Annotated in this window: 12 protein-coding genes; 4 read left to right on the top strand and 8 right to left on the bottom strand. The window is 35.9% G+C overall.

All coding sequences use genetic code 11. The features are described from left to right. The first annotated feature begins 82 nt into the window (after positions 1 to 82). Positions 83 to 340, top strand: a complete 258-nt coding sequence (locus TX86_RS13050; RefSeq protein ID WP_042349228.1) for a hypothetical protein — start codon at positions 83 to 85, stop codon at positions 338 to 340. 827 nt (positions 341 to 1,167) lie between these two features. Here TX86_RS13050 and TX86_RS13060 read toward each other — a convergent pair. The 4 genes from TX86_RS13060 to TX86_RS13075 form a co-directional block, all read right to left on the bottom strand. Continuing rightward, complete coding sequence (locus TX86_RS13060; protein WP_042349230.1) at positions 1,168 to 1,359, bottom strand: hypothetical protein; 192 nt, start codon at positions 1,357 to 1,359, stop codon at positions 1,168 to 1,170. 347 nt (positions 1,360 to 1,706) lie between these two features. Further along, on the bottom strand, positions 1,707 to 2,876 hold the full coding sequence (locus TX86_RS13065) for a PLL family lectin (protein WP_230203616.1): 1,170 nt from the start codon (positions 2,874 to 2,876) through the stop codon (positions 1,707 to 1,709). 204 nt (positions 2,877 to 3,080) lie between these two features. Next, entirely contained in the window at positions 3,081 to 4,520 is a 1,440-nt protein-coding gene (locus TX86_RS13070) for a M20 family metallopeptidase (protein ID WP_042349231.1), read from the bottom strand. 270 nt (positions 4,521 to 4,790) lie between these two features. Beyond that, on the bottom strand, positions 4,791 to 6,092 hold the full coding sequence (locus TX86_RS13075) for a M48 family metallopeptidase (RefSeq protein ID WP_042349232.1): 1,302 nt from the start codon (positions 6,090 to 6,092) through the stop codon (positions 4,791 to 4,793). A 347-nt stretch (positions 6,093 to 6,439) separates the two neighbouring features. Here TX86_RS13075 and TX86_RS13080 point away from each other — a divergent pair, with 347 nt between their 5' ends. Continuing rightward, complete coding sequence (locus TX86_RS13080; protein ID WP_042349233.1) at positions 6,440 to 7,831, top strand: M28 family peptidase; 1,392 nt, start codon at positions 6,440 to 6,442, stop codon at positions 7,829 to 7,831. A gap of 104 nt (positions 7,832 to 7,935) precedes the next feature. Here the strand turns inward: TX86_RS13080 and TX86_RS13085 are convergent, their stop codons facing one another. After that, complete coding sequence (locus TX86_RS13085; RefSeq protein ID WP_042349234.1) at positions 7,936 to 8,832, bottom strand: alpha/beta hydrolase fold domain-containing protein; 897 nt, start codon at positions 8,830 to 8,832, stop codon at positions 7,936 to 7,938. Between the two features lie 231 nt (positions 8,833 to 9,063). Here TX86_RS13085 and TX86_RS13090 point away from each other — a divergent pair, with 231 nt between their 5' ends. Continuing rightward, complete coding sequence (locus tag TX86_RS13090; RefSeq protein ID WP_042349235.1) at positions 9,064 to 9,309, top strand: DUF2164 domain-containing protein; 246 nt, start codon at positions 9,064 to 9,066, stop codon at positions 9,307 to 9,309. A 79-nt stretch (positions 9,310 to 9,388) separates the two neighbouring features. Here the strand turns inward: TX86_RS13090 and TX86_RS13095 are convergent, their stop codons facing one another. Continuing rightward, positions 9,389 to 10,420 (bottom strand): ROK family protein, encoded by a 1,032-nt coding sequence (locus TX86_RS13095; RefSeq protein WP_042349236.1) that lies wholly within the window; start codon positions 10,418 to 10,420, stop codon positions 9,389 to 9,391. Positions 10,421 to 10,517: 97 nt separating this feature from the next. Here TX86_RS13095 and TX86_RS13100 point away from each other — a divergent pair, with 97 nt between their 5' ends. Next, on the top strand, positions 10,518 to 11,081 hold the full coding sequence (locus TX86_RS13100; RefSeq protein WP_042349237.1) for a maltose acetyltransferase domain-containing protein: 564 nt from the start codon (positions 10,518 to 10,520) through the stop codon (positions 11,079 to 11,081). A 178-nt stretch (positions 11,082 to 11,259) separates the two neighbouring features. On the opposite strand, the gene panF is transcribed toward TX86_RS13100, so the two are convergent. Both panF and TX86_RS13110 read right to left on the bottom strand, forming a co-directional pair. After that, a complete protein-coding gene (gene panF / locus TX86_RS13105) occupies positions 11,260 to 12,702 on the bottom strand; it encodes a sodium/pantothenate symporter (protein ID WP_042350469.1) in 1,443 nt (480 codons plus the stop codon). A 2-nt stretch (positions 12,703 to 12,704) separates the two neighbouring features. After that, on the bottom strand, positions 12,705 to 12,980 hold the full coding sequence (locus TX86_RS13110; protein WP_042349238.1) for a YhdT family protein: 276 nt from the start codon (positions 12,978 to 12,980) through the stop codon (positions 12,705 to 12,707). Positions 12,981 to 13,047 lie beyond the last annotated feature (67 nt).

Here is a 13,047-nt window from a genome sequence, read left to right on the forward strand (position 1 = left end):
AATTCATATTCGCATACTATTACATCTGTACATTTTTTGTTATATTATGATACTAACGACTACAGTATGATTGGAGACGTAAATGAATAAAAAAGACATTTGCAAATGTGGTGAGCCCCTTATTCAAACCAGTACAAAACCAATATGGGTTCATTGTGAAAATCCTTATTGCGACTATGTAGTGATGTATGGAGACTGGGTTGTTAACCGTATTTTTCAAACAGCTTACGAAACAAAGTTTATCAAAAGCGGTTCAAGAAAAGGTTATTACAAAGGTAGTCCACTCAATATAAAAATTACAGATATTAAAAAGAATTATATCGAACCAAACAATGACTAATTTACAACAATACTATTATATTACACCAATATGACCATTTTATGGTACATAAAAACTCAAAAAATACTAATAAGAGGAGGCTGTCACACGAATGATTTTCTATCACTTGTGGGACAGCCTCCTTGAGTTTTGTTTAGACGGTTAAAAATGCTGAAGTTTAAAAATTAAAGATGTTGTTTGAGAATGCTACCTACTCGGGTATTGAGGCAATATAGAACTAACAGAAAGGAAGGTTATTTTGATTGCAAAATCGAAAGCTGTAGATTTAAATTCCGCTCAAATGTTAGCCTATAGATTTGACATTCGTTTTTTTCCTTATTATCTTATTGTGCTAGGATACGGACTTTTATCCATTCCTGTCTTATCTATGTATAATGGTAAGCGAGGTAAGCAAACTAAATATTTTTTACGTTTTCTATCCTCTTCACATATCAATCATAGTTCTAATATACATATGTATTACTAAAGACATAAGCATTTCTTGATTGGCTTGAGAATTATAAACAATCAAGAAAACATTTCGAAATGTAAACAAGAAATAAAATTACGGTATAGCCTTAATAAAGACGTAATTTGATTAGAAAATTGGTATCCCTTCTTACTTGTAATAAAGGGATACCAACCGAAAACTTTTTTATTTAATTCCCCCATTTATGCCACATATTATTATCTGTTCCACATTCAAAGACATCCATTCGATTCGACATGTGCGCTAACGATTTAAGATTAATTTCGTCCTGAATGTAGGAGTGACGATGTGAACGCCCCACCATTTAATAATAATTTTGAAACCGCTTTCAAAATTATCAATAACCAACGCTAAGCTACTAGCAATCAGTTGAAACGCCACCCTCTAAGAATAAAACTAGATCTACAACGTCAGCAAAATGTTCGTCTTCTAAAATGCTTAGAAATTCGTCTAAATTTTCGTTTTCATCCAGTTCGTTTAACATTCTACGGTAAAACTCTTGACCATTCGCAAGATTTTGTAATGAGTGTAAAATTTCGTTTGCTTTCACAATAAACGCCCCATTTCGTTAGATAAATACAACTAGTAACCCCGTTAAAATTCTTTTTTACATTTACGTCATACCCTTTCGGTTAGGCTAATAAACGCTTATCCTTGCGTATAATTGCCGTTATACTTTAAGGGTAGGCGTTTTTTATTTAGAATTTTGTCTGGTATACGGTTTTCGTTAAAACTTAACCGTTCCCGTAGGTGTTCGCCACGCAATTCCGCCGCATCGGTTGGCTTCTTTTGTGTCCGACTCGTGTTTGCCATAATAAAAACGACCTCACTTTCACGCATGATATTTTCGAAAAAATAGCACCCGTTGAAATTCAGTCGTCTGAAGGGTTTAACCCGTTATCGCCAGTTCTTAGTCCAGACGTTATTGTCCGTTCCACGGGCAAAGACATCCATTCGATTCGGCCCCCATGAAGCGGCGGCTGGTGCTGAAGTGATTTGGCCACCCAGATCCTGCCAATCGCTCCATCGTCTACCGTTCCATGATCTAGTCCACATACTGCCGTTTGTTCCTCGTACGAAGACATCTAATTGATTTGGTCTTCTTGATGAAACTCCTGGCCCTGAGGTGATTTGACCACCTAGACTTTCCCACTCGCTCCATCGACCGTTTTGCCACCACTTATGCCATAATGCATTATCCGTACCACGTGCAAATGTATCGATACGATTTGGTCCCCATGAAACAGCCGCTGGTGCCGATGTAATTTGGCCACCTAAGTCTTGCCAATCATTCCATCGTCTACCGTTCCATGACCGCGTCCATAAGCTACCATTTGTTCCTCGTGCGAAAACATCTAATTGAAAAGGTCCTCTTGAAGAAGCCGCTGGTGCTGAAGTTATTTCACCACCTAGATCCTCCCACTGACTCCATCTGTTTCCTTCTGTAAATCGATGCCACAAGCTTCCTCTCATCCCTCTCGCAAAGAGGTCTATACGATTCCCACCCCATGAAACGGCCGCTGGCGATGATGAAATTTGACCCTCCAACGCCTGCCAATCACTCCAACGTCTACCATTCCACCACTTATGCCACAAGCGATCATTCGAGCCTTGTACAAATGTATCTAAACGATTCGGTCCTCTAGAAGCTACAGCGGGTCCATCTTTAATACCTCTATCGCGAGGTGATCCAAGATTCTCCCAGTCACTCCATTGTGCTCTTGCTTCGATATCCTCAATACTAAGATGTCTTTCATCATCGTCTACATTATAATAAAAACCATTTTCATGTAAATCGGCATCACCGTAATCAGTTGCTGGATCCACTTGATAATATGCATCAAAATACACTGGTCTTGCTTGGTCATAAGGTGTAAACACACGATTATCAGGATATATTGGATAACCAACAGAAGGATGCATATTAAAGAAATAATCAGGATAAGCAGTATCAAAGCCTTGAAAACGATCATTTATAGAAAATAAATTTGGATATATATAGTTAGGTTGCATCATATATGGAGAGAATGACCTAAACATGTAATCATATGGATGATAGTTAAACAAAGGAAATACCTCCTAGTATTCATAATGTTCATTATGCCTTATTTTATTGATACTCCCATGCTTTGGATAATTGTCCATATGATAAATGGTTTTATGCCTACTAACTTGTTTCTTACTTTATTTTGCTAATAGAAAAAGCCATTGAGATAAACTCAATGACTCAATCTATTCCAACTCAGAATGATGAATTTTCATTACTAAGTACTACTTTACTGCTGATGGTTTAATATGAAGCGGTATCGGTGATTGGTATATTCCTTCTGTTACTTCTTGTAATTCTTCTTTCGCTTGCTCAACGATATCAGGATTCAACAGTAAATCGAGCGCTGCTAACGCCAACACTTTAGCTGCTTGCAGCATTCCTTTATGAGCTATTGAGGTTTTCCCCTGTGAAACGAGCTGCCATGAATGGAGTTGTGTTCCTGCCACAAAGCTTGCTCCAAAGAATTGAGCTGTTGGTACAACCCAACTCACATCGCCAACATCGGTTGAGAAATAGATTAATTGATTACTTTCAACAAATGAGAAAACATCTGAAAAGAAAGGAAAACGACCTAATTTCTTTACTATTCGTTTTGGTTGCTGACCGGTTAGCTTACTAATCTCATTCACAGCTGCTTCTCGATCTAGTTTCGTTATTGTTTCTCCCATACTCATAGCAAAACGATGTTCAGCTTCTTCATAAGCAGGTAATCCAACCGCTTGCAAATGTTGATTCAACACCATTCCTAATGCATGATTCGGTACGAAATTAGAGCATCCTTTATCAAAGGTAACGATCATTTCTGTTTCCGTCATTAGTGCGGCACCTTGAGCGATTTTTAAAACTCGTTCGTAAATCGCTTTTACTTCGTTAATTTGAGGAGCACGAATTAAGTATTGAACTTCCGCTTCACCTTGAACAACATTTGCTGATGCACCACCTGGATTCGTAATTGCATAGTGAATTCGTGCCTCAGGAATAATATGCTCCCGTAAATAATTCACTCCAACATTCATCAATTCTACTGCATCAAGCGCACTTCGCCCTAAGTGTGGCGAGCTTGATGCGTGCGACGCTTTTCCTTTGAAAGAAAAATATACTTGATAGTTTGCTAATGTTGAGCACGAGAACACACTCGAATAGCTAGCTGGATGCCATGTTAATGCACAATCTACATCCTTAAATGCTCCATCTCGAACCATAAAAGTTTTTCCTGAACCACCTTCTTCAGCAGGACAGCCAAAATATCGAATGGTTCCTGATAATCCTTGCTCCTTCATTATCTGTTTAATCGCAATAACAGCGGCAAGCGGAGCAACTCCAAGTAGATTATGACCACAGCCATGTCCATTCCCACCTTCAATAATTGGTTCATAGTATGCCGCTGCTTCTCTTTGACTTAAGCCAGGAAGAGCATCAAATTCACCTAATAATCCAATAATAGGGTTTCCAGAACCATAACTAGCTGTAAAAGCCGTACGGATTCCAGCTACATTTCGCTGCACTCTAAATCCCTCTTGTTCAAGCAATTTACAAATCACCTCAGCAGACTGATGCTCTTCAAACTTCGTTTCCGCATATTCCCATATTCTATTGCTCAAAGCGATAAATGAATCGCGTCTTTCTTCCACTATTTCATTTACTTTCGACAGTAAATTCAAATCTTAATCACTTCTTTCACTTTGACATGAATGTCTCCATTTCGATTTATACTACTCCTTACTCTTCCTATTAGGAACATATGTATTCTGTTTCACGGTTTATAATAACTGAATTACTTTTACAAGTAGTATACTTTTCAATTTTCACATTCTGAATACGCTTATAAAAATGTCATTTAATAAATGATAAAATATTATGAATATTTAGGCAAATTTTTCGTGTTATATTAAAAAAGCGATTCCTCTCTATGAAGAATCGCTTCAGCTTTATTATTTCGCTAACAAATTAATTATCTTTTTGTATTCATTTTCTTGATTATTTTCAACAGCATAATCATAAGCTGTGTAACCTTCTTTATTAACAACAGATTGATCTGCTTCGTTATTAACTAGAAGCTCCACTATATCAGAATATCCATACATGGATGCCAATATAAGCGGTGTATCTCCATCAGAATCTTGTATGTTTAGATTACTTCCTGACTGGATTAATAGTTCGATAGCTTCATAGGCAAGATTATCAGTCGCATAATGCAGCGCTGTCCAATTCTCGCTATCTACTGCATTCACATCTGCGCCATTTTCTATTTCTGTTCTCATATCTTTTAGAGCATTACTACTTGCAGCACCCATTAAATCTGTATAACCTTCCAAAGTGTAGTCGTCATCAAACCCTTCATCTTCCCACAAAGTATTAGCAATGCCATCGATTTTTTCAAATGTATAGTAAACACCAAATACTACTGCTGGAATAATGACAAAAGGAATCACTAAACCAATGACTATGTTTCTTTTACGTTCTTTAAACAGTGAATGCTCGGAAGGATTTTGCCAATTATATAAACTATTCATTCGTTTTGGAAGGTCTGGATGAGTAGAAAGCTTTTCACTTAACCAGTGAAAAAACCCCTTTTCTTCTTCAAGCTGTGCCATATACGCTTCCTGGTTTACACGATAGTGTAGTTTTTTTCCTATAGCCAAAATCGTTAAGGCATTATGAGCGGCTTTCATATTCTTTGTATAATACGCTCCGTAACGATCACATGTATATTCACATGCTCTCATGTATGCTTCACCAAGAAATGGAATCCACATAGAAGGTAAGATTAATGTATGTAATAAAACATGTCGACGTTTCAAATGTGCAAATTCATGTGCAAGCACAAACATCATTTCATCTTCTTGTTCACTTTCAATCAAATCAAATATTTCGGAGTATACAATAACCATGTTCTTACCAAAGAAACGTGTAGCAAAAGCATTCATCATTCCCATGCTTTCAATTACATACATGGCCGGAACCTTCTTCAGCCCCATTTCATTAGAAAGAGTTGCTGCCTTTACATAAATATCTGGAAATTGTTGAGAGGAGATTTTAACGGCATTTCGACGAATTTGCGCCATACTTATAGCATGAAATAAATAAGAAATAAGAGCTATTAAAAGAATAATAACAATACCCACCACAGATAGAGCAAAAACAATATAAAATAACAAACTAAATAGTATAGCAAACACTAAGTATACATTTTCTTTCTTATGTACTAAACGGCGCTGTAAATTTTCATCCATTTCTATGAATCAACTTCCTTTTCTATGTTTTCACAACATCTCCTATCATAATCGTGAATTTTATTGAAAACAAGCTGTTATTTGTGAAATCATTCCTTATTCATAAAAATAGTAAGCTAGCATTTCATTTACTATCCTACTATCGTCTAGTTTCCTCATACTTCCAACATAGACTGACAAATCTCCTCGATAAACATTAGGAATAAGGTGCTATTTTCTACTTATTAAGCAAAAGTATTTGTAAAAAACCATTGAAAGATCGCTTTTTTTGTAAAATTATTTAAGTTTACAAAATTTTCATACAACTGAATAATAGAGTAGAATACAATTTTCTAAGGAGGAATACAATGTACCGTAAAACGTTAAGTGCTATTTTGGCTATTGGTATGGTCTTAGCACCTGGAGCCGCCGTATACGCAGAATCTAGTAATCCATCTCCCCATGAAATTGCAAAAATCGAATTTGATAACGTTATCAAGAAACAAATCAGTGCGGATAATATGTATCAAACTATTACTGAATTATCAAAAGAACCCAGAGCAGCAGGTACAGATGGAGAGTTGAAAGCTGTACAATATATAGCTAACAAGTTTATTAGTTTAGGATATGATACTAGAATTCAGCCTTTTCCAATCTATGATACAAAAGTCAATCATGTCTATGTAAAAGTTGAAGATAGTGATGCTAGTGAAAAACCACGACCATTTACTGATAGTGTTAGTAAAAAAGTAACCGCACCCCTAGCTTATGTGGGAAAAGCTAATCCAAAGGAAATTGGCAATGTACAAGGAAAAATTGTTCTTATTGAAAGAGGAGATCTTACATACGTAGAAAAGCTAAAGAATGTCATCGATAAAGGAGCAGTAGGGGCCATTATGTTCAATAACACTTCCCCGGGAAATAATTTCGGACAAGTTGGTGAAGGTCAAAATATTCCTGCTGTAGCTATTTCTAAAGAAGAAGGATTGAAGCTAGTTGAAAAGTTACAAAATAAAGTCATTGAAGCTACTATAGATATTAACCAAGAAAAAATTGAAAAAACTTCATATAATGTCATCGCTTCTCTTAAACCGAAACAAGAAAATGATACAAATCAAATTGTAACAATTGGCTCTCACCATGATTCTGTACCAGGTGGCGCTGGTGCTAATGATGACGCTTCTGGTGTTTCAGCAGTACTAGAACTAGCAAGAATCTACGCAAAGACACCTATTGATACAGAAGTTCGTTTCATAACATTTGGCTCTGAAGAAAGAGGTTTAGTTGGTTCTTCTTATTACGCTGCTTCACTACCTAAAGATGAAGTTAAACGTATGGTTTCACATTTCCAAATGGATATGATTGGTGGTCGTGAAGCTGGACCAGATAAACCTTTTGGTGGACTTATTATGTACACGATTGATGGAAAGAAAAACCTCGTTACTGATTTAGCAGCTACTTCAGCAGCTAAATTGCGATCCGAAGTAATTCCTTACGGTCAATTAGGACGTAGTGATCACCAGCCATTCCATGACTTAGGCATCCCTTCAGCATTGTTCATCCATTCTCCAGTTGAGCCTTCGTATCATAAACCTACAGATACAATAGATAAAATCAGTAAAGACAAGCTGCAGCAAGTAGCTGAAATCGTTGGTACATCTGTATACCAAATCACTCGCTTAGACACACCAGCACTCCCTAATACGAAAGTAGCTGAAGATTTAGTAGAATACCCTTTTGAGAACCGTCCAGTAGATTGATTTTTTAGAAACCAGATTCGTAATTTTGAGTCTGGTTTCTTTAATAGTTTAATAAGTTCATGCTTCTTCGGATTTTTTTCATCCTTCCAGAAAAATAAAGCCTATCATTCTCTAAGCTTATTCACTATAACATCCATCGCCATTTTAGATTCAGGAAACATAAATAAAGGAAAGTCATGCATCATGTTAGGGTATTCGTGGTAGTCTATTAAAACACCTTGCTCTTCTGCCATCACCATAAGCTTTCTAGAATCAGCTACTAAAATATCATGTGAGCCCATGAATAGTGTAATATCCGAAAGTCCCTGTAGCTCACCATACATCGGGCTTAATAAATGAGATAAAGGATCGTCACCTCCAGCATACAGTCGCCCCACTTCAATAAGACCTGACTTAGTAAGGAAAAAATCATATGGTTCAATATCAGCTATTTCTGGGTTATTGAGCGATATATCTAACCAAGGAGAAATCAAAATAATATGACCTGGTTGTGGTACATTCATTTCTTTTAGGTAATGCGCTAAAGCCAATGCAAGTCCCCCTCCTGCTGAATCTCCCATTATTACTATATCCTTATCATTTGCCATCTTTTGAACTTGATTTATATATAGCGGGTACACAAACTCAAAAGTATGCTTATATGTATGTTCAGGGGCTAATGGATAAAGAGGAATCGTAATCGTACATTGTAGAGCGTCTACTAATCTCCTTAAGAACTTCCAATGAAAGGATGTAATTTTATGTACATACCCACCACCGTGTAAATAGAATAGATGCATACTACTACTCACATGTGTTGGCCGTATCTCATAATAATTATAATCATTCATACATTTTTTCTCGATATTCAATTTCTTATAAAAATGATTCGGTGGCTCATGATTTAATAACCGCCTCTTGGCAATTCCTTTTCTTAACGCTTCACCGGATTTCATCCAAAATCGCTTTCTACCTACAAGCCGTAGCAATAGTTTAAACCCTTTACTTTGGTAACTTTCCATTACAACTAGCTCCTTAAAACTTCATTTCTTTCATGTATATGCCTTACTACAAACCTTGATACTTGTATTCATTGGGTAATAATAGTGACATTATTTCCTCATGTAACAAGGTCTCTTACGATTAATTTACTATAAGCCTTGTACATAATATTTCATAAAAAAACAGCCTATCATAATAACAGTTTAAAATGTAAAGTAGAGTTCTATACTATATTTTTAGGAGTGTTACACTTGTTTTTAAAACTAAAAAAAGAACAACAACAACTAATGATTTCTGATATACAGCAATTCTTTTTAGATGAAAGAGATGAAGAACTATCTGAGTTTGCAGCTGAAAGAGTATTAGATTTCGTGAAGGAGTCATTAGCCCCTCACTTCTATAATGCAGCAGTTCAAGATGTGAAGACTGTTGTGGAACAACAAGTTTCTTCATTAGAGGATGAAATATTAACTTTAGAACGACCGATTAAAAGATAATTTACCACAATCATAAGGGGCTAGGTATCTCAATATTGATATAAATCATTCATGAGACGCCTTAGCTCCTTGTCTCTTATTAAATCTTCTTCTCAACAAGCTGCAATTGATACGTTAATCTCTCTAAGGTTAGTAAAATTAGTCCTTGAACATATGCAGTTCGAATATTTTCAATTAGTGTAATAGTTGGCATATGTTCATTAGGAATCATTTTTTTACATTCTTCTATAATTGTAGAAAGATGTTTTGCTTTACATAATCCACCGGTTAATGCAATCTGTTCCGGATTTAGAATGGCAATCAACGAAATAATCGATTTAACAACTAACGGCAAGAATGTTTCTTCTTGATGAAGCTGTTTAAATTGTTCTTCTCGTGATATACCAAAAGGAAGAAAAGAGATTTCACCAGCAAAGGTTGAAAACCCTCTTACAATTTTCCCATCAACAATCATGCCTGACCCAGGAAAATTTCTTTTCTGAAAAGACATAACAGCCATTGAATGAGGCTGATTTTCTGTTTCATTTTTATACATCCCGAACACAGAACAATTCATATCATTTTCAATAATAAATTCAACATCATACTTCGCTTTCAACTGACTTTCTAATGGAAAATCAATTAACTCCTCTATGTCACAAACACCGATTTTCCCTTTATTCACTACACCAGGTACTCCTATGCCAATAGCTTTAATGATTGAATATTTTTCAAGTATGCTCCCAATAAAAGAATCAAGCATATTAAAATCGATTACTTCACACTTCAGAGCATCTTCTTCTATTATTTCTCCAATTAGATTCGCAATAGCATACGTTAGCGTATTTTCCTCTCCTTCATTACTCATATATAAGCAAGCAATATATGAGTAATTAGCATTATACGCATAATTCCTCGGCGGTCTTCCACCTTTTGATTCACCTAACTCCATTTCAATTACTTCGCCTGTTTGTATCAGCTCTTTGAGAATATTGCCACAAGTAGCAACGCTTAAACCCGTATGTTGTGCAATATATGCCTTCGTAGCGTGTTCTTGATTTTTCAATATATTTTTAACAAGATCAGTATTAATTTGTTTTACTTTATTTGTATTATAAGGTACATTATTCATTTATTAAAACCCCTTTTGACAACACTTATTAAAAGTATTAACATATTAAAAGATAAGTATATCATAAACGTTTTAACTATAAAAATAGAGGTGTGCAATGAAAACTGAAAAGGAAAAGATGTTAGATGGCGAGTTATATGATGCTTCAGATGCAACTCTTGTTGCAGAAAGAAAAGAAGCAAGACGTTTAACTAGATTGTATAATCAAACGACAGAAGATGACTTAGAAATTCGTACTGAGTTACTAAAGAAGCTATTCGGTTCAACAGGTGAAAATTTCTACATGGAACCTACCGTAAAATGTGATTATGGTTACAATATTCATATTGGCGAAAACTTCTACGCAAATTTCGATACAGTCTTATTAGACGTTTGTGAAATAAAAATCGGCGATAACTGCTTTTTAGCACCTGGCGTTCATATATATACAGCTACTCATCCAATTGAAGCAAAAATCAGAATCGCAGGCCCCGAATTTGGTAAGCCCGTAACAATTGGTGATAATGTATGGATTGGTGGCCGTTCAGTTATTAATCCTGGAGTAACAATTGGAAATAATGTAGTTGTAGCATCCGGATCAGTTGTTGTGAAAGATGTGCCAGACAACGTGATCATTGGTGGAAATCCAGCTAGAATTATTAGAACAATTGAAGAGAAATAAACCTTACTAAAACCATAGAAAAAGCTGTTTCACAAACGAAATGTGAAACAGCTTTTTTAAATTTTTTATTCTTCGTCAACATATTCTAAAATATCTCCGGCTAAAAAACCGAGTTCCAAATGATTCGAACTCGGTTTTATGATTGTTTTGCCCTAACAAAACAAGAAAAATAGTACTCTTACACAAACTCTGCCTTGCCTACTTTCTTACTTGTTAATAAACTCACAATCACATATACGATTAATGACAATAGAATCGGTAACACTACTGTATGCATCCCGAACGCCGTTGGATAGAAGCGATCAAATAAAATATAGGAGCCCATACCAACAACCATAGAAGCAAGCGCGCCATACTTATTTCCTGTACTCCAATATAGCCCGAAAACAACCGGCCAAATGAATACAGATTCCAAGCCACCGAAAGCAAATAGATTTAACCAAATAAGTAAATCTGGTGGACTTAATGCAAATAAGACAACTGAAATTCCAATAACAGACGTTACAATAAAACTTGCTTTCTTTACCTGCTGTTCAGAAGCATTCGGCTTCATATAATTAATATAAATATCTTTCACAACAGTCGAACCAACAAGAATAAGCAGAGAATCCACTGTCGACATAATTGCAGCCATCGGAGCCGCTAAAACAATACCTGCTATGAATGGCGGTAATACCTTCATGGTTAATGTTGGCATAACCATATCTCCAATTTCTACACCTGGCACGACTGGTCTTGCTAGCACACCTATTAAATGCATTCCTAGCATGATTGCACCAATGACAATCGTTCCGACAATAATCGCCTTATGCATTGCCTTTGAATCTTTGTAACTCATTGCTCTAACAGTTATTTGTGGTAACCCAATGACACCAACACCTACAAGAATCCAAAATGATGATACATATAAAGGAGTTAGATCAGCATCTGCACCAAATGGCGTTACTAAATTAGGATTTTCCGCTACGAGCTCTCCCATAATATTAGAGAGACCACCACCCGCAATAACTGTCGCCACTAATAAGATAATCGTTCCAAATAACATAACGGTTCCTTGAACAGCATCAGTTAGTGCAACAGCACGAAAGCCACCAATAATGACATAAACTAATACAGAAACAGCAAATATAAATAATGCAGTCGTATAAGAAAGACCTGTTAAAGATTCAATTAAACGAGCACCACCTACCCACTGTGCCGCCATTGCTGAGAATAAGAAAATAATAATACTTGCCGCAGACAAAAGAACAACTGCTTTACTTTGATAACGACTCTTCAAGAAATCAATAATCGTAATCGCCTTATATCTACGGGCTACAATCGCAAACTTCTTACCAAGTACCATTAATACAAAATACCCAGTAGCCAGCTGTGCCATTGAAAGAAGAACCCAACCAAGACCTTTCGTATAAGCAACACCAGGACCGCCAATAAAGCTACTTGCGCTTCCGTATGTCGCCATCATCGTCATAGCTAGTACAAAACCACCAAGTTGTCTTCCACCTAAAAAATATTCTTGTAAAAAAGAATTCGACGATTGTATGTATCGGTTAGACCAAAAGCCAATACCGAAAATAAGCACTAAAAAGATTAATAAAGGAATAATAACTGCCCAGTTCATAATCATTCTTCTCCCTCCTCTTCTAAATCAAAGGGAATATCTGTAAATAAAAACTTTACACAAAGAATGACTAAAATAACCATGACAATAAAACCAACAACACAGCTATAAAAAAACCATGCAGGTAAACCAAAAACATATGTATATTGCGATGGATCTTTTGAGCCTAATCCATAAGCGAAGCCAAACCACCAAATAAAATTAAAAAGAACTAAAGCCACACCAATTTTCGCTTCTTTATGTGCGATTTTGAAGGACTTTTCAAGCTTTTTCTTCATACAAACCTCCAAACTTTTGATTAAGAACTTTTAGAAACAATACCTCTATCATAAAGTTTGTTACTGA

It is taken from the genome of Bacillus massiliigorillae (assembly GCF_000380245.2).
Classification (GTDB): Bacteria; Bacillota; Bacilli; order Bacillales; family DSM-1321; genus Bacillus_AD; species Bacillus_AD massiliigorillae.

Excerpts from the sequence above, each read along its gene's own strand:
- TX86_RS13050 (WP_042349228.1), top strand. The coding sequence starts at position 83 with ATGAATAAAAAAGACATTTGCAAATGTGGTGAGCCCCTTATTCAAACC.
- TX86_RS13075 (WP_042349232.1), bottom strand. The coding sequence starts at position 6,092 with ATGGATGAAAATTTACAGCGCCGTTTAGTACATAAGAAAGAAAATGTA.
- TX86_RS13080 (WP_042349233.1), top strand. The coding sequence starts at position 6,440 with ATGTACCGTAAAACGTTAAGTGCTATTTTGGCTATTGGTATGGTCTTA.
- TX86_RS13085 (WP_042349234.1), bottom strand. The coding sequence starts at position 8,832 with ATGGAAAGTTACCAAAGTAAAGGGTTTAAACTATTGCTACGGCTTGTA.
- TX86_RS13095 (WP_042349236.1), bottom strand. The coding sequence starts at position 10,420 with ATGAATAATGTACCTTATAATACAAATAAAGTAAAACAAATTAATACT.
- TX86_RS13100 (WP_042349237.1), top strand. The coding sequence starts at position 10,518 with ATGAAAACTGAAAAGGAAAAGATGTTAGATGGCGAGTTATATGATGCT.
- panF (WP_042350469.1), bottom strand. The coding sequence starts at position 12,702 with ATGAACTGGGCAGTTATTATTCCTTTATTAATCTTTTTAGTGCTTATT.
- TX86_RS13110 (WP_042349238.1), bottom strand. The coding sequence starts at position 12,980 with ATGAAGAAAAAGCTTGAAAAGTCCTTCAAAATCGCACATAAAGAAGCG.